This window comes from Sphingobium sp. V4 (genome assembly GCF_029590555.1).
Taxonomy (GTDB): Bacteria; Pseudomonadota; Alphaproteobacteria; order Sphingomonadales; family Sphingomonadaceae; genus Sphingobium.
On the sequence record NZ_CP081002.1, the window covers coordinates 1,172,426 to 1,189,226 of the forward strand.

Annotated in this window: 13 protein-coding genes and 1 pseudogene; 9 read left to right on the forward strand and 5 right to left on the reverse strand. The window is 62.0% G+C overall.

Annotated elements, in window-relative coordinates; all coding sequences use genetic code 11:
* Positions 1 to 96: 96 nt before the first annotated feature.
* The 4 genes and pseudogenes from K3M67_RS21135 to K3M67_RS21145 all read right to left on the reverse strand — a co-directional run bounded on the left by K3M67_RS21135 (position 97) and on the right by K3M67_RS21145 (position 4,781).
* A complete protein-coding gene (locus tag K3M67_RS21135) occupies positions 97 to 2,646 on the reverse strand; it encodes an ATP-binding protein (RefSeq protein ID WP_285833774.1) in 2,550 nt (849 codons plus the stop codon).
* A gap of 1 nt (position 2,647) precedes the next feature.
* Positions 2,648 to 2,752, reverse strand: a pseudogene (locus K3M67_RS22020) (transposase); the annotation flags it as partial.
* An 84-nt stretch (positions 2,753 to 2,836) separates the two neighbouring features.
* Positions 2,837 to 3,598: a hypothetical protein gene (locus K3M67_RS21140; RefSeq protein WP_285833332.1), complete on the reverse strand. Its 762-nt coding sequence runs from the start codon at positions 3,596 to 3,598 to the stop codon at positions 2,837 to 2,839.
* A gap of 91 nt (positions 3,599 to 3,689) precedes the next feature.
* Positions 3,690 to 4,781, reverse strand: coding sequence for a Fic family protein (locus K3M67_RS21145; RefSeq protein ID WP_285833333.1), 1,092 nt, complete (start codon positions 4,779 to 4,781; stop codon positions 3,690 to 3,692).
* Between the two features lie 482 nt (positions 4,782 to 5,263).
* On the opposite strand from K3M67_RS21145, the gene K3M67_RS21150 reads away from it, so the two are divergent.
* The 4 genes from K3M67_RS21150 to K3M67_RS21165 all read left to right on the forward strand — a co-directional run bounded on the left by K3M67_RS21150 (position 5,264) and on the right by K3M67_RS21165 (position 8,482).
* Positions 5,264 to 6,166, forward strand: a complete 903-nt coding sequence (locus K3M67_RS21150; RefSeq protein ID WP_285833334.1) for an ArdC family protein — start codon at positions 5,264 to 5,266, stop codon at positions 6,164 to 6,166.
* A complete protein-coding gene (locus K3M67_RS21155) occupies positions 6,153 to 6,356 on the forward strand; it encodes a sigma factor-like helix-turn-helix DNA-binding protein (RefSeq protein WP_285833335.1) in 204 nt (67 codons plus the stop codon). Before K3M67_RS21150 ends, K3M67_RS21155 begins: the two co-directional genes overlap by 14 nt.
* 75 nt (positions 6,357 to 6,431) lie before the next feature.
* A complete protein-coding gene (locus tag K3M67_RS21160; RefSeq protein WP_285833336.1) occupies positions 6,432 to 7,199 on the forward strand; it encodes a nucleotidyltransferase domain-containing protein in 768 nt (255 codons plus the stop codon).
* A gap of 41 nt (positions 7,200 to 7,240) precedes the next feature.
* The gene (locus K3M67_RS21165; RefSeq protein WP_285833337.1) at positions 7,241 to 8,482 is read left to right on the forward strand and encodes a site-specific integrase; all 1,242 of its coding nucleotides are present in this window, start codon (positions 7,241 to 7,243) and stop codon (positions 8,480 to 8,482) included.
* On the opposite strand, the gene K3M67_RS21170 is transcribed toward K3M67_RS21165, so the two are convergent.
* Entirely contained in the window at positions 8,416 to 9,414 is a 999-nt protein-coding gene (locus K3M67_RS21170; protein WP_285833338.1) for a tyrosine-type recombinase/integrase, read from the reverse strand. The genes K3M67_RS21165 and K3M67_RS21170 overlap by 67 nt on opposite strands.
* Before the next feature lie 535 nt (positions 9,415 to 9,949).
* Between K3M67_RS21170 and K3M67_RS21175 the strand changes: the two genes are divergently transcribed.
* The 5 genes from K3M67_RS21175 (at position 9,950) to K3M67_RS21195 (ending at position 16,789) form a co-directional block, all read left to right on the forward strand.
* Complete coding sequence (locus K3M67_RS21175) at positions 9,950 to 10,252, forward strand: hypothetical protein (RefSeq protein ID WP_285833339.1); 303 nt, start codon at positions 9,950 to 9,952, stop codon at positions 10,250 to 10,252.
* The gene (locus tag K3M67_RS21180) at positions 10,249 to 12,255 is read left to right on the forward strand and encodes a type IV secretion system DNA-binding domain-containing protein (protein WP_285833340.1); all 2,007 of its coding nucleotides are present in this window, start codon (positions 10,249 to 10,251) and stop codon (positions 12,253 to 12,255) included. Before K3M67_RS21175 ends, K3M67_RS21180 begins: the two co-directional genes overlap by 4 nt.
* Entirely contained in the window at positions 12,252 to 15,197 is a 2,946-nt protein-coding gene (mobF, locus tag K3M67_RS21185; protein WP_285833341.1) for a MobF family relaxase, read from the forward strand. Before K3M67_RS21180 ends, mobF begins: the two co-directional genes overlap by 4 nt.
* The gene (locus K3M67_RS21190; RefSeq protein WP_285833342.1) at positions 15,181 to 15,729 is read left to right on the forward strand and encodes a lytic transglycosylase domain-containing protein; all 549 of its coding nucleotides are present in this window, start codon (positions 15,181 to 15,183) and stop codon (positions 15,727 to 15,729) included. Before mobF ends, K3M67_RS21190 begins: the two co-directional genes overlap by 17 nt.
* Before the next feature lie 133 nt (positions 15,730 to 15,862).
* Positions 15,863 to 16,789 (forward strand): site-specific integrase, encoded by a 927-nt coding sequence (locus K3M67_RS21195; RefSeq protein ID WP_285833343.1) that lies wholly within the window; start codon positions 15,863 to 15,865, stop codon positions 16,787 to 16,789.
* The last annotated feature ends 12 nt before the right edge of the window (positions 16,790 to 16,801 follow it).

A 16,801-nucleotide genomic window follows, 5' to 3' on the forward strand; every position in this document is an offset into this window, starting at 1 on the left:
CTGACCGTAGCTGGAGATGATAAGTCGGCGGCTGAGTGTCTTGTAAGGTCGCTTCCGGCTCTCCTGCGCCCAAGCGAACCTATCCGCCAACAGCCGTTAGGAAGAAGCCAGATCACCGACGGTCCGCAACTCCCATGCGGCAGCACCTTGCCGACGGGCGAGTGTGATGGCGCTATCCAGCAAGGACGCCGCAGTTGTGCTGTCGAGGAGCGACATTGCGATCCTGGCCTTGATCCGCAACAATTCGGGCATCAGGCATTGTTCGCCATTTGCCTCGCATCGCCGGATGGTGGCGTCGATCACATTGCCAGCCTCCGTGAAACGCGTGTCGAGCATCATGCCTTGGGCCAGTGCGATGGAAAAAGGCGTCGTCAGCAGATCATAACGGGCAGTGCGCAGCCGGCCGAGGCATTGCTCGATGGCGCCTAGTGCGTTGCCGCCTGCTTCCCCGCGCAGGATCGCGAACTCGCCGGCAAATCCGCTGGCGGCGGCGATATAGGGACCGAGCGCATTGGCCTCGGCGCAGTCGGCAAAGGTGGTGAGCGTTGCTTCCGCGGCAGCAAAGTCCCTCATCCAGCTATGGATCGACAGCGACCAGATCAGCGCGATGCAGAGCGTTACGGGATGATTGAGCGTCGCGGCTTCCTCGACGGCCTGGCGCGCCAGCGCCTTGGCCCGCTGTTCATCACCGGTCAGCCAGAGCGTGCGGGCCAGTGCGATGATGGAGCGATTGCGATGGTCGAAGCCATAGCGCACCGTCTGGCTGCGCAGCGATTGGGGAGCATGGGCCAGGGACATTTCCAGATCGGCGCGCGCCTGTACCTGGTTGCCGGCCAGATGGTGTGAGATGCCGGACAGCGAATAGGCGACGCCGATGGCTTCATCCTCGCCGACCGCCTCGGCCACCTGAATTGCCCGCGCGGCGTGATCCATCGCGACCTGATATTCGCCGATCCGCTCATGAAAAATGTGCAGTCGGCCGAGAATGCGCAGCTCGCTCCAGCGATCCTCCAGCAGCCGGGCGATTTCCAGCGCGCGATCGAGCGCCTTGCCGACTTCCGGCCGATTGCCGCGGGTGAACATCAGCGCGATGGCGAGCGCGCCCTGCAGTTCCAGCTCGATCGCGGTGCCGCGTTCGCTGTCCACCATTTCGGCCAGCGCCCGGCTGCACCAGTTGCGGCATTCGATCAGGTGCGAGAGATTGAGGAAGACCGGCGCACTGGCAGCGGCAAGGCGCACGGCGATGCGCAGATCCCCGTCTTCGCCAAAGGCCCAGTCGAGCGCGCTGCGGATATTGCCCAGTTGCTGCCGCAAGGGGCGCTGATCCTGAAGGACGTCATCTTCCTGTGCCAGCAGGGCTTCCAGTTCCGCCAGATAATAGGCGGCATGGCGCTGGGCATTGGCATTAACCTCGGCCTGTCCACGGGTAAGCAGATGTTGGCGCCCATGAGCACGGGTCATTTCCAGCAGGCTATAGGTACCCGCGCCTCGCATCCGATTGGGCACGATCAGCGACTTGGCAACCAGTTGATCGACGGCAGTCGCGATATCGTCCGCGCCGACCAGCGCATCGGCGACCACCGCCAGCGCGGCGTCGATTGAGAAGGGGCCGACGAAGATGGCCAGCCGCTCCAGCACGATCCGCTCGACATCGGACAGGAGGTCATGGCTCCAGTCGAGCGTCGCCTGCAATGTCTGCTGACGCGGCAGGGCGGTGCGCCGCCCCGGCCACATCAGGCTGAACCGCTCGCCCAGTTGCCGGGCCGTCGCCTCCAGGCCATGGGTTGCGGCGCGCACGGCCGCCAGTTCGATCGGCAGGGCCATGCCGCCCAGCCGCGCGCATAGATCCCCGATCAGGCGCGCATCGCCTTCATCGACACGAAACTGGCTGTCGGCCGCGCGCGCCCGTTCCAGAAACAGCTCGATCGCGGGAAAGGCGCGCAATTGTGCCAGCGTCAGTGCGCCTCCTTCATCGGGATAGCCGAGCGCGTCCAGGCGATGGACATGTTCGCCGCGCACACGCAGCGGTTCGCGGGAGGTAGCCAGGATGCGCACCTGTGGCGCGGCGTCGATGATATGCTCGACCAGTTCGGCCGTCGGTGCGATCAGATGCTCGCAATTATCGAGCAGCAGAAGGAAGGGTCGGTCGCGCACATGGCCCAGGATCACCGCCAGCGGATCGTCGCTCTGCACGGTCAGGCCCATGGCGCCGGCAATCATCGGCCGCACCAGGCCGGGATTTTCCAGCATGCTGAAATCGACGAAGGCGACATGATTGTCGAACTGCGGGGCCAGGGCGTGGCCGATCTCGATCGCCAGCGATGTCTTGCCGACGCCGCCGGCGCCGACGATTGTGAAAAGCGGCGTGTCGACGACCCGATCCTGCAACAGCGCCAGATCTTCCGTCCGGCCGATCAGGTGCGGCAGGCGCGGCGGAATATTATGTGTGGGCACGGCGGCGACAGGAGCGGCCGCCGGGGCCTGCTCGCGCGGTGCCATATCAGCCGGTTCCTGCACCGCGACCGGGGCGACGAAGGCATAGCCGACCCCAACCTGTGTCGCGATATAGCGCGCGCCATCGGTGCCTTCGCCCAGCAGCTTGCGCAGTCCCGCCATGTGGAAGCGCAGGCTGCCATCCTCGACCACCAAACTGCTGCGCCGACTCGGCCAGCGTCTTCTCGCCCTTCACGGCAGCCAGTGCCACCTTCGCCTTGAATGCCGGACTGTGGTTCCGGCGGGGTCGCTTGCTCATCTCTGCTCCTGTCTCGCAGCCATACTGGCCACCGTCAGGCAGAAAATCCACTTATCTCAATGTTTAGTTTTGCCAGGCCACCTCTCAGATGATGGTCGTGACACCTAATCGCTGAATGACTGTCCGATGGACGGGCCAACAAGCGGAAATCAGTTCGTCTTTATCCAGGGTCAGGGTACCTTCGGTTGTGCTGCGTACGAAAATGACGTTGCTTGCCGGGACCGAACGGGCATCCAACCCCAACATCTTGAAGAAGTGCAGAACGCGGGGCTGCATCCCCCATGTCCCCGGCGTTGCTCCCTCCCAGCTATCATCCTGATAGGCTGACCATTGGCCGGGCGCCTTCTCGAATGCGGTGATTGCTTTCGCGACGGTGTTAGCTTCCTGCGTGCCGGGATCACCGCCAGGGTTCAGCCCAAGCACATAAATCGATGACGGCTGAGAGAATGCGTCTGCACCAGTGTAGAAAAGTGCCCCAGACTGCCGCTTGATATGATCCGGCAGAGCCATCAGCGCTTCGATGATAGTTTGTTGCCGGTCATCAATCGGGTGGTCAGCGGGAGATTTTGAAGCCCTCATTTCAACCGGCCCTTTGGCAGGAGCCTTTACGATCCCCTTTGTTGCCTTGCGTGTGTTGGGCATTGTCCGACGCGGCTTCACTTTTTTCAAAGACGCTTCGGCTTCATCGAGATGAATTTTCAACTTGGGGTTTCGTGAAATCCCCCATGGGACCGCAGCATAGATTGCTACGACAAATAGCATCGCGAGCAGCAGCAGATAGCCGCCACCTTCTGTAAATATCCAGACAAGTGTGTATATGGCTATTACAACTAAGGCGATTCGCACACGTCCCCCACCTAACAAAAATAGGGATTTGACAGATGGCAGGCATCAAGTAGGCCTACCGATATGTCAATCTCAATCATTCACTGAAATTTTAGACTTCTCGTTCCACGAAAAGTTCGATGAGCGGCTGGTTAATGTAGTAGTTATTTCTGCCAGCGCGATGTTTGTGGAGCATTCCACTTTCCGCCAACTCATCGAGATACTTGGTCGCAGTGGGGCGCGACACGTTCAGCTCCCGCTGGACGAATTCGATTCGGGTATATGGATGTCGGAAAAGGTTATTCAGAAGGTCTTGCGAATATAGCTTCGGATGTTCCTCCCGCAGCCGCTTCTTGGTATCCGCCATGAGCGTGCGGATGCCTTCGACCAGACGCAGAGTTTCGATCGCGGTTTCTTCGACGCCGCGCATTATGTAGAGCAACCAAGGCTCCCATTCACCTGTGTCGCGCACAGCTTGCAACAGCCTGTAATAGTCTGCCTTGTTTCGCGTGATGAATCGGCTGAGATAGAGGATTGGAATATCCAGCAGACCACAGCGGGTCAGAAATAGCACATTGATGATCCGGCCCAGCCGTCCGTTGCCATCGGGGAACGGGTGGATACTTTCGAACTGGTGGTGGATGATGGCCATGCGGGTGAGCGGATCGAGATCACTTTCCGAGTCTTCGACATGGATGAAGCGCTCCAGCGCGCTCATCAGATCACGCAGCGCGTTGGCATCCTGTGGGGGGACATAGACCACAGCGCCAGTCCCCTCATTCTTAAGTGCCGTTCCGGGGGTTTCGCGGAAACCACCGTCAGTCCCCTTGAGGATACGAAACATGGCGATGATCATGTTGTTGGTCAGCAGTCCGCCTAGTCGGCGCTGTTCATTGAAACCATGGTGGAGCGCATCGCGATAGCGAGCCACTTCCTTTGCCGCAGGTGGCCCCGGATTTTCAGGGAAGGCGTTAATCTGGAATATCTCGTCCTGGGTGGTTACGATATTCTCGATTTCGGAGCTGGCCTTCGCTTCCTGAAGCGAGAGTGTGTCGATTAAAATTCCTTGATTGGGGATTGTCCCGGCCCGTCCTTTCAGTTCCGCAAGATAGCGATGGGCACGGGTCAGCGCCTTGAGAACCGCAGCTGTTTCGATCGCTTCCGGGGGCGGCAGATCGGGCAGGTCGTAGCTGGGTCGGAGCAAGTCGATCGCCTTGAGTAAAGAAACTGCCTGATCCTTAGCACGTCTGTTTCACGTGTAAAGATTTCTCGATTTTCTTTCTACGTCATTCTGGACATGTAAAGTTTTGACGTTGGAGCGATGTCACGCTTGGCGTCTCCTCCTGACGGAGGAGCGCGCTCTGTTCCGCTGCGCTGCATCGAGCCAGCGAGGCTGTCTCGCCCCTTTCGGGCGACGATCGCTGACGCAGGGTGCTGTTTTGCAGCACCGATAGCCATCGCGCCTTCGGGCGCGTTGAAGTTTGGTTGGTTGGGGCCACCAAAATGGCGGGGTGGGCGTCGGCTTTCTCTGGGGCCGTGCCGCCGGGCCGCAAGCCGTTCCGGCTCCTCATCTGCGTTCCGGTCCTTCGGATGCGGCCCGGCTCATAGCCCGTCCCCTCCGTGCGCCTCCTGCCGCCCACCCCGCCTTTCCGGCGGCCGGTGCTGTGACGGCAGGGAGAAGTGAATATGCGTAAGGATCATGGGTCGCTCTACGTAGAGGTGACGGATCGTATCATCGCGGAACTGGAACAGGGGCGCTTGCCCTGGGTGCAGCCGTGGGACAGCGGCAAGGCGGCTATCGGCCTGCCGCGCAATGCGGGGACCGGGCGCTGCTATTCGGGCATAAATGTGCTGATCCTGTGGTCGCGTCTTTTTGAGAAGGGATATGGCGCGCAGCGCTGGCTGACCTACCGGCAGGCGCAGGCGCTGGGTGGGCATGTACGGCGGGGCGAGGAGGGGGCGACGATTTGCTATGCTGATCGGTTCGTGCCGAAGGGCGAGGAGGAGCGGGCGCGGGATGAGGTGCGCGAGGCGCGGCAGATTGGGTTTCTCAAACGCTTCACGGTTTTCAATGTCGAGCAGTGCGAGGGACTGTCGGAAGAATTGACTGCCGCACCCGTCGCGCTGGACGTCGAGGAAATTGTGCCGCTGGCGCATCGTCTCATCAAGGCGAGCGGCGCAGATGTGCGTATCGGGGGAGAACGGGCCTTTTACGCGCCCGGTCCTGATTATGTCCGCGTGCCGCCCCAAAGCGCCTATCACGATCGTATAAACTGGTATCGGACCGTTTTCCATGAGCTGGGGCACTGGACAGGGCATCAGAGCCGATTGGACAGGCTGACCGGCGCGGATTTTGGCAGTGCGGATTACGCAAGGGAAGAGCTTTGCGCCGAGATGGCCAGCGCCTTCCTTTGCGCAGAGCTGGGAATAGTGCCGACCGTCCGCCACGCCGACTATATCGGTTCATGGCTGGCCGTTTTGCGGGAGGACAGCAAGGCGATCTTCCGTGCCGCGAGCCTCGCAAGCAAGGCGGCCGACTTCATCCTCGCATTCACCGATCAAGAGGGAGGCGACGATGAAGGTGTATGATCCCGAGAGAACCGAGAAGGCGAAAGCCGCTCTCGCGCGCATGCCGAAGCGGACGCTCGACATCTTCATCGCAAATCAGGTGGAGGGTCTGAGCTATGTCGAGATCGCCAGGCGAGAAGGTCTGTTTCTTTGGCAGGTACGGCGCCACATGCTCCGCGCGATACACATTATCGCCCGTGAAATGCGCTAAAAATTAGCCCCATTCGCCTTGTCGGCCCGAAGGGGCTTGGCAAGGCGATGATTTGTCGCGATTCTACGCGGCATCATGAGAAGGCTCGACGATCCCGATGTGCAACTGCCCGAGGCCAAGCGTCGGGAGCTTGCCCATGTTGTTGACATCATACGCGAGGGTTTCGCGCGCGCCATTCGCCACCGGACGCAGCCGCGTTTCCGCAATGGCCAGATTCTCAAAATCATTCTCTTCGGCAGCTATGCGCGAGGCGATTGGGTCGAAGACCCTGTAGGCCGCTATTTCTCGGATTATGACCTGCTGGTGGTTGTCGACCATGAAGACCTGACCGACATTCCAGGATTTTGGGCGAAAACCGAAGAACGGCTCCTAGAGGAACTGGCCGAGGGGAGAGCGCTGCGCACCCAGGTCAGCCTGATCTATCACAGTCTGGACGACGTAAACGAGAAGCTCCGGCTCGGTCGCTATTTCTTCATGGACATCCTCAAGGACGGTATTGTCCTGCATGAGGAGCCGAACCACCCTTTTGCGGAGCCGAAACAGCTATCATCAGGCGAAGCGCTGCGGGAAACACGGGATTATTTCGAAGAATGGTTCGAGAGTGCCGATCGCTTCCGTCAGAATGCGGAAGATAATGTAGAACGGGGGTGGAGCAAGGAAGCCGCATTCCTTCTACACCAAGCCACCGAACGCTTGTATCACTGTGTTTTCCTGGTCCGGACCCTTTACTCCCCCTTATGCCGCGCGCGGCATAAGGGAGATTATGCCGAGCTGCGAACTATGCCGACGGCGATAGATTTCCTCCCGTCGGTGAGGCGTTTAGACGGATTCCGCGCGGCATAGTTTTCTGTCTCCACGCACATCATGTGCGCGGAGGAACGAGGATGATCACCGACAAGTATTTGAACAGAAGTCGGGTGGTGCGGGGCTTAATGGAAGGCCCGCTCGGAGAACACGCCCATCTCTACGTCGAGCGGCTTCAGCGAGGCGGCTATAGTCTCGAGATAGGTCATCGGCTGCTGAGCGTCGTTCGGGATTTCGGGTTTTGGCTGGGCGCCACCGGCCGGGGGCTCGGCGATATCCATGAAGCGACCGTCAAGCAGTATCTCACCGAGCGAGCGCGGCATCGCCCGCGATTCCGGGGGGACGCCCTTGCACTCGTCCGGTTGCTCTCCATCCTACGCGAAGCGAACGTCATCGCGCATCGCCCGGTGCCGCCGCGTGATCCGCGTGAAGATCTTTGTGACGCCTATAGCCGCTACATGGCGCGCCAGCGTGGCCTCGCGCCGTCGTCGATCGCGAGCCACCTGTGGTTCCTTCGGCCCTTCCTGCAAGAACTGGGTATCACCACCAATGCCGACCTTGGTCGCCTGTCCGGGCGCGAGGTGTCGCTCTATGTCGAGCGGCATGCCGGGGATGGCGGATCGACGACCACCAGGATCATGTGCTCGCGCCTGCGGGTGTTCCTACGGTATCTGCACGCCGAAGGTTTCATCACCACCGATCTGACGGCTGCGATCCCGTCCATCCGGCGGTCTGGCGAAGCGCGATTGCCGAGTTTCATGCCGATCGAGGGCGTTCAGCGCGTCCTTGACGGCTGCGACCGGAGCACTGCGGCCGGTCGAAGAGATTATGCGATCCTGATGCTGCTCGCCCGGCTGGGATTGCGGGCGTGCGAAGTGGCGAGGCTCAGCCTTGATGATATCGATTGGCGCGCGGGTCAGTTCACCGTTCGGGGCAAGGGACGGAAGATCGCCACCATGCCGCTGCCGCATGACGTCGGCGCCGCGATTGCCGCCTATCTGCAGCATGGTCGTCCCCGTTCTGACAGCCGGCGGGTGTTCCTGCTCGCCGTTGCGCCATATTCCGGGTTCAAAGGGGCACCCGGGATACAGACCGTCGCACGCTCGGCGATCAGGCGTGCCGGCATCATCGGCCCTGGCCGACGTGGTTCGCACATCTTCCGACACAGCCTCGCGACGGACCTGTTACGATCGGGTGCCACCCTGACCCAGATCGGCCAGCTTCTGCGCCATGAACAGCAGGATACGACCCGGATCTACGCCAAGGTCGATCTCGACAGCCTCCGGCCCCTCGGCCAGCCGTGGCTGGGAGGTGAACAATGAGCGCGCTGCGTCAGGCGCTGGCCCGCTACCTTCATCGGCCCATTGCTCTTCGGTGCCGGGAACACGAACCGCCCCTTCGCCATTTCCTTGCGGGTGGCGAGCAAGTCGCGGGCAGGGGCGTTCAGCCAGATCGTTCGGGGGCCGGTCTTAGAGTCCTCCAAGACGGCGCGGGTACCGACTATCCGGTCCCATTCGAGCGAGAGGATTTCACTGCGCCGTGCGCCGGTCAGGAACAGGAGGCGGACCGCATCGCAGGCATCGGGCATCCGATCCTGCAATCCATCGAGCGCTCTCCAAAGCTTCCGAACCGCATCGGGAGACATCATTTTGCCGCGCTTGCTCTTCTGTTTTTTGCGCAGGCCACGGCACGGGTTTGAACCCGGCTCGCGCAATCCATGGTCCTCAGCGTAGAGCATCAGCCCCGAAAGAGTGGACAGCGCCATGCGAACGGCGCTGCTCTTCGCGGTGATGTCCAGATGCCAGCGGTTCACCTCTTCCGGGGTCAGCGCGCGGACCTTCCGCCCCCCCAAATGGGGAAGGATGTGCGTCGTTGCAGCCGCCTTCATGTTGCGGATTGTGCCGGGCTTCCAGCGTCCGGTTTCACCCGAAGCGAGGAAGCGGGGGAACACCTCCGCTATCGTTGCATCAGGACCAAAGAGGGTATCGTCCGTGGGGGTGGATCGGTCCTGCGGCCCGGCGGCAAGAAGACGGCGTGCGGCTTCCAGAGGTAGGTGTCGTGCGTCGCCAAGGGTTGTGCGGATGGATCGCGCCGCCACCCGTTCAACGCCAATCCAGGTGCGGGCACCTGAAGCGCGGAGGCGCAGGACGAGACCCTTCGCCTTGGCGTCGTAGAGTAACTTTTCTCCCTGCGCGGGGAGGGGGATGGAGAGAATATCCATCGCATCAAAATCGATCTTCGTGCCGCTGGGCATGACAATGTGGCTCCACAAATCCCGGTTCCTTGAAGGCCGGTGGAAGCGCGTCCGGGGTATGTTCCCCAAGACACGCGGGGAACTTATCGGCGGCATCGATTCGTGCGGGGCATCACTCTCAGCGAAGGGCCGTCCCCGATCTACGCCCGGCTTTGAATTGCCGTTCTGGATCAGCAAGTTGCCCGCCGCATCGAACTTTTATCTGGCGCATTCGCAAGCTCATGCGAATGTTCAGACGCACGCCTGAAAGGCGTAATTTGTAATGCACCGTACGCACGGGTGCTGCGGGCGCGAATCGCCAGCATTTGCGCGGGTTTCCGGCCGAATACACGTCTTACGCTGATGGCAATGATTGACGCCACCCGGCACGCTTTGGCTGTCGTTTCGAACCGCCAAGTAGTTAAGTCCTTGATCTGCCTTGACACCGTTTGGCTGCCACTCTGAATACATGTAATCAATTGAGATCAGGCTGAAATCCGGTTATAAGGTCCGCGCTTCATCACGATTGGCCAGGCGACGAACAGGAGTTCGGCGCTTGCCCAGAATTACCATCAGGTTCAAGGACGCCCTCTTCGGGCGTCTCGTCGTCGGCGCTCAGGCAGCTGGCACGACCATACCCGACTATGTCCGGGACATTCTCAACCGCTATGAAGGCATGGACGCGGCGGGCTATCATGGCCGCTTCGACGAAGTGCAGGCGATTCTCATCCAGGTCTTCGCCATCCTTGCCGCATCAGTTAGCGCGCGCCGGCCCGATATTCTCGAGAAGGGGATGGACGATGCGCGCGCCCTGCTTCTGGAGCGGGGCCTTCTCGATCCCGAGGAGGTACTCCAGTGAGCATCTTCAGGAACGACACGCTGGGTTCCTGGACGAGGGGCGGTCAGGCCATCGTCCATAATGTCCGCATGACCACGCAGGTCTTCTTCCAGACCCTGCTGGCGGGGATCGCCATCTGGGTCGGCGGCACCATCTGGTATGTGCTGGAGAAGTCCACCGACTATCAGCGCTTCGTCGCCGTCAAGATCGCCGAGGCGACGCTCAAAAGCGATGTGCCTGGCGGCGCGCCGCTGCTCTTTCGGACCCCGTCGGGTCGCCAATATTGGACGACGTCCGATGCCTTACTGGGCTCGAGCATCGCCAGGAAGACCATGCAGGCGATGGAGCATCATCTGGTGTACGGCGCGGCACTTGCGGGCGCCTTTGCTCTCCTGATGCTGGCCTGGGCCTGGTTCTATTTCACCCGGACGGGGAAGGGCCTTGGTTCCAATCAGTTCCTGCGCGGCGCGCGCTTTGGCACCGCGCGGCAACTGCGCCGGCAATTGTGGCGCAGCCGGAAGGGCAGCTTTGCGATCGGCGGCGTGTCTGTTCCCGACGCCTTCGAGCCTGAGCATATCCTCATCTGTGGTGCACCCGGCACGGGCAAGACCAACATCATCGTCCAGATGCTGGGTGGCATGCGAAAGCAAGGCAAGCGGGCGATCGTCTATGATACCGCCGGCACCTTCGTCGAGAAATTCTATCGGCCGGGGCACGACATTCTGCTCAATCCACTTGACGACCGTGCCGACTGCTGGTCGCCCTGGGTCGATGTGCCGCGCGACTATCATTATGACCAGATCGCGGAGTCGACTATCCCAGACAAAGGTGGCGATCCCTTCTGGGCGAAGGCCGCCCGCGGCACGCTGGTGGCGGTCCTGCGCAAGCTTGCCCGACATGAGCGGACGCTGGTTTCCGGGCTCCTGGAAACGGTGCTGCGCAGCCCCCTGAAGACGCTGGCAAGCTTTGCCGAAGGCACCGATGCCGCAGCCTTCATCTCGATGGAAGGCGACCGTACGTCGGCCGGTATCCGGGCTGAACTGGCCTCGGTGATGCGCAGCTTCTCCTATCTCGATGACACGGCCGACGGCTTCTCGATCCGGGACTGGGTCGCGAACGAGGAGGATGACAGCTGGCTCTTCATCACCGTGAAGGCGGACCAGCTTCCCTCCCTCCGGCCTCTAGTGACCGTCTGGCTCGACATCGCGATCAGCGCCATCATGAGCCTCCCGCCGGATCGTAAGCGCCGCCTTTATTGCGTCATCGACGAACTCCCGACGCTGCAGAAACTGCCATCGCTCAGCGACTTTCTCGCCCGCGCGCGCAAATATGGCGGCTGCGGTATTTTGGGGTTCCAATCTTACCCGCAGCTTGAAGCGACCTATGGGATTCAGGATGCCGCGGCGATTACCGGCTATTGCTCGACCTGGGTGGCGCTACGCGCCAACGACACGCCCACCGCCAAGCATGTTTCGGAAAATCTGGGGCAGGTCGAGCAGGTCGAAGCCAATGAGGGCATGTCCTATGGCGTCAACGATATGCGGGATGGCGTCAACCTCTCGCGGATGCAGGTGACCCGACCGCTGGTGATGCATACCGAGGTCACCAATCTTCCCAATCTCGTCGGCTTCCTCCGGTTCGGCCGTAACCTTCCCGTCGTCCGCTTTACCGATAGCTACAATGCTCTGCCGAGCCCGGCGGCCGCGTTCGTCGAGCGTATAGTGCCTCCCATTCGTCTCGACCCGGATGAGGAAGACAAGTCTCCCGCGAAACCTTCAGGATCGCCACCCAAGCGACGGCGACCGAGGAAGCCGCATGCATCCGAACTCCACCTCGAAGCGGACGGGGGCAGTGCGCCCGCGGATGACGAGATCCGCGCGCCGGCCCCCTCGTCCAATTCAGGGAAGGGGGAAAATGAAGTCCCGGACGGAAGCCTGCCCCAGCTCCTTGGGCGTGCAAGCGGCTTTCGCCTCCGGCAACATGGCCGTGCATCGGGCGACCGTAATGATGCGAGGCCGGCATGATGCATCCGCGCCGGCTGAAGGGTTCGCCCGGCAATATCGCCCGCTACTACGCGATCGGCGATTATTATACGAAAGGGGAGGCGAAGCGATCGTCCTGGGGCGGTGCCCTGGCGAGCGAGCTCGACCTTTCGGGCGACGTCGATCCTGAAACCTTTCGGTCCCTGCTGGCTGGCAAGGTTGCAGGCCAACAGTTGGGCCGTCATCGCGCCGACGGCCTCCAGCATCACCCCGGCTGGGACTTTGCGATCAGTGCGCCTAAATCCGTGTCAGTGATGGCGCTCGCCTTGGGGGATGAGCGGATCGTCCAGCTCCATGAGCGATCGGTCGATGTGACGCTCGCCTATCTTGAAGAGCATGCCCAGCTGCGAAAACGGGAGGAGGGCAACATTGTCCACGAGACGACGGGCCGGTTGCTGTGGGCGCGGTTCACCGAACATGCGAGCCGCGAACTCGATCCTCACCTCCACACCCATGTCGTCGTCCTCAATATGACCAACGGGCAATCGGGCGATCCGATGGCGAGTCTCGAAACCCGCGCCATGTATGCCGAGCAGATGACCAGCGGACAGATCTATCGCAATGACCTTGCCCATGGCCTGCGCGAGCTTGGCTATGAGATCGACTTCGATCCGCGCCGGGGTCTTTTCGAAATCAGGGGCGTTCCCAAGGCCCTCATCGAGGAGGTGTCGCAGCGGGCCGAGCAGATCAATGAACATGCCCAGCAGCATGGTCTGATCGGTCAAGCGTCGCGCCGACAATCCTTTTATGCCACCCGCGGCGCCAAGGTGAAGACCGGGATCGATACGCTTCTCATCCAGTGGCGCGGGCGGCTGGTGCCATATGAAAAGCCGCTTGAAGCGGTTAGAGAGGGCGCCGCCCGATCGGGCGAGCATTCCGTCCCGGTCAACCGCGCCGACGCCGCCCGAGCAGCTCTGTTCGGGATAAGGCAATCGGAGGGGAAGGAGGCCGTCAACCCGCTTGGCCGTCTCTATACCACGGGGCTAGCCTCCCATGTCGGAGAGGTCCGGTTTCAGGATCTGCGGCCCCTGATCGATGCGCATGAAGAACGGCGCAAGCTCCTCGCTACCCGTGGCCAGACTGGGGATGAGATACTGACACGGGGCCGGACCACCCGGCAGACTGTGCGGCTGGAGCAGTCTCTCGCCATGCATTTGGCGTTTGCCGTCGGAGACGGTCGGCCCGTGGCAAGCGCCGATCGCCTGCTTCCCATATTGGAGCAGGCGGGGCTTTCTCCGGCGCAGGAACGGGCGCTGGTGGACATGGCGACCTCGCATGACCGGGTTACCGGCCTTCACGGCGTCGCGGGCGCAGGAAAGTCGACGCTCGTCCGCTCGCTGAAAGATGCGGCGCTGCCGGGTAAGACCTTGATCGCCCTGGCGCCGACATCTTCCGCCGCCGCCGAACTGGGGGAGAAGGCGCAGATCGAGTCGCGCACGGTCGCGAGCCTGCTTGCGGGCGGTGGCTATGGGATCAGCGGCAACCATGTGCTGGTTCTCGACGAGGCGGGGCAGTTGGGAAGCCGCCAGGCTTTGCGGGTGCTGGAAATCAGCCGGTCCACTGGCGCTCGCCTCATTCTCCTTGGCGACAACAAGCAGACGGGCGCCATCGAGCAGGGCAAAGCCTTCTGGCTCATGCAGAAACTGGGCATGGAAACGGCCGAACTGACCGAGTCGCGCCGGCAGGAAACCGAGGCGATGCGACAGGCTGTCGCGCATGCGCGGGCAGGGGATTACGCAGCCTCAATTGGTCGGCTCGACAAGGTGGTGGGCGGTGGGGATGCCGCTACGCTCGCTGCAGATGTGGTCGCGGAATGGACGCGCCTCAGCCCCAGGAGCCGCACTGCGACCAACATTCTCGTTCTCGACAATGCGTCGCGCCTGATCGTGAACAGCAAGATCAGGGAGGTCCTGCAGCGCGAGGGCGTCGTCGCAACCGAGGAGACCCGGCTTTCGGTGCTGACACCCGGCGGGCTGAGCGATCAGGAAAAGCGCATGGCGCGCTTTTATTCAGGCGGACAGGTGGTGACCTTCGGCCGCGATCAGACAGGAGCGGGGCTGGGGCGGGATAGTGAATATCGCGTCGCAGGGGTGGTTCGGGACGGTCGAGGTCGGCAACTGGTCCGGTTGGTGGATGAGCAGGGACGCGTTCATCTGTGGGATCCACGCTCGACCAAAGCCTCGCAGGTCAATGTATTCATGGACGAGAAGAGAGACCTCAGCGAACGCGACCGCATCCAGTGGCGCCTCGCCTCAAGAGAGCTCAAGCTCAAAAATGCGGAGCGGGGGACGGTTGAGAAGATCGAGGGCAGCCTGGCGACGATTCGCTGGGATCGCGGCGAGCGGGTGCAGACGGTCGATCTGTCGCGGCACAAGACATGGGATCATGGCTATAGCGAAACCGTTTATTCGGCGCAGTCCAAGACCTATGACAGGGTCTATGTCCTGGCGCCTGTCGGGTCGCCGCTGGTGAACGCGCAGAATTTCTACACCGCGATCACCCGCGCCCGATATGGGGTAAAGCTCTGGACCCAGGATCCGAAAAAACTGGTCGAGAGGCTCGAAGAACGATCGGGCGAGAAGACGTCAGGACTTGAAGGCCTTGGGCGCCTGGAGCGTGATCATCGGGACCAAATGGCCACCAGGCAAGGATCGCATCTCCGGCAACTGAAGGAAGATCAGGACAGGGAGCGACTCTTCCGCGGCGATCGCCGACTGGAGCGCGAGCTTTGGACCCGCAATGCAAATCCCAAAGGCGTTGCGGCCAAACTCGCTGGTCGGGCTCAAAAGGTTTTCGAGGCGCTCGATCACCATCTTCATTCTTTACTGAGCGACCGTCACAGAAATCGGGACATGCCTGCTCCTGCGCGCGAGCAGCAGACTCGCGGCAATGAAAGGGAGGGCGGCCGTGGCCTGGATCACTGATCGACGTTGGATCTGTATTGTCCCGCTGGCGCTGACGGCGGCGCTACCTGTCGAAAACGCAATAGCGGCGAGGCCGCCGGAGCCTGAAGTGGAGCGATGCATCCGGCAGGCGGCACGCGGTCAGGCCTGGCTGGAAAAGACGCTCTGGGGCTTGCGTGATCAGGAAGCCGGCTGGATCGGTGCAGAGATCCTCAACAAAAACGGAAGCCATGACCTGGGACCGCTGCAGATCAACAGCTGGTGGGTGCCGAGGATCGCCGCGCTGCTGTCGCGGCGCGAGAATGAGGTTCGTCGCTGGCTGCAATTTGATCCCTGCTTCAATGCCGAGGCGGCGCGCTGGATTTTTCTCGAGGCGTTGAAGACGAGCGGCAGCTACTGGAAAGCGGTGGGCATTTACCATAGCCCGAACGGTAAACGCCAACGCCGCTATGTGGCCCTGGTCGCGGTTCATCTGCGAAAGCGGTTTGGTGCCGATGTGTTCGATAACGGCGGTTCGTCCCGGCGCGAGTACCGCTCTGGAAGTGCGTCTTAAGGAAATGTCGCGCCCTTTTGCGACGCTGACTCGCCATTCGCGGCAACGATCATGATCGGAAATTCACTATCGATAATGGGGTCTTATCGATAGTGATAAAGGCGTTTTGGCCGCTATATTCCTGGCTATGAGCATGAAATCAGCCGTGCGAACGTCGGCGCAGGCACAGCGCTTTCCTGCGCCAAAAGCTGCGGTCTCCGGGGAGATCGTGACCGTCCTCGCGCCAGGCGAGGCTAAGCTGCCTCGCCGACGCTCCGGGTCTGCGCAGGATCGCGAGGCCCAGCTCGTTGCCTTGCTCCAGTTATTGACAGGGGAGGGTGCCGCTCTCGACGCGCTAGCCTTCCGCAAGAGCCTCGAGGCGCGGGCCGCCGCCAGCATCAAGGCGCTGGCGGTTGATTGTGACTGCTATGCGCGCTTCTCGGCGAAACAGGGCGGGATCGGTCTACCCGCCAGCGAAGCGCGGCTCGTGGCCTATGTCGACTATTGCGAGGCGCGGCGGCTCAAACCCGCGACCGTGTCGCGGCGCCTGTCCTCGCTGGCGGTGGTGCACCAGCTGCTCGGGGTTGCCAGCCCCGTGGGCGGGGCGGTGGTGCGCGACGCGCTGCGCGGGCATCGGCGGCGGGTCGGGGTGCGGCAGCGCCAGGCCGGCCCGTTGCGCTTCGGCAAGGGCATCGGCCGCGAGGCGGTCAAGGGATTCACGCTGTCGGTCCTGCTCGAAGCCTGCGGCGGTGATGTCGTGGGGCTGCGCGATGCGGCGCTGCTGTCGCTGGGCTATGATGCGGGTCTGCGCGTCTCGGAGCTGGCGGCCGTGGAACTCGACAGGATCGAGCCCCAGGAGGACGGGTCTGCCCTGCTTGAGCTGACGCGCTCGAAAACCGACCAGGAAGGGCAGGGGGCCTGGGTGTGGCTGTCGCCCGATACCATGCGGCGTGTCGCCTTGTGGGTCGAGGCTGCCGCGATCCGCAAGGGCGTATTGTTCCGCCGCGTTGCGGTCGTCCGCACCAACGCGCGCGCGGCGCGGCGGACACTGGCCATCAGCGATCTGGCCTATCATGCCTAGGTCGACCGCGAC

What these genes read in the sequence shown, in the direction of transcription:
- K3M67_RS21150 (WP_285833334.1), top strand. Translation starts at nt 5,264, where the DNA reads ATGCGTAAGGATCATGGGTCGCTCTACGTAGAGGTGACGGATCGTATC.
- K3M67_RS21155 (WP_285833335.1), top strand. Translation starts at nt 6,153, where the DNA reads ATGAAGGTGTATGATCCCGAGAGAACCGAGAAGGCGAAAGCCGCTCTC.
- K3M67_RS21160 (WP_285833336.1), top strand. Translation starts at nt 6,432, where the DNA reads ATGAGAAGGCTCGACGATCCCGATGTGCAACTGCCCGAGGCCAAGCGT.
- K3M67_RS21165 (WP_285833337.1), top strand. Translation starts at nt 7,241, where the DNA reads ATGATCACCGACAAGTATTTGAACAGAAGTCGGGTGGTGCGGGGCTTA.
- K3M67_RS21170 (WP_285833338.1), bottom strand. Translation starts at nt 9,414, where the DNA reads ATGCCCAGCGGCACGAAGATCGATTTTGATGCGATGGATATTCTCTCC.
- mobF (WP_285833341.1), top strand. Translation starts at nt 12,252, where the DNA reads ATGATGCATCCGCGCCGGCTGAAGGGTTCGCCCGGCAATATCGCCCGC.
- K3M67_RS21195 (WP_285833343.1), top strand. Translation starts at nt 15,863, where the DNA reads ATGAAATCAGCCGTGCGAACGTCGGCGCAGGCACAGCGCTTTCCTGCG.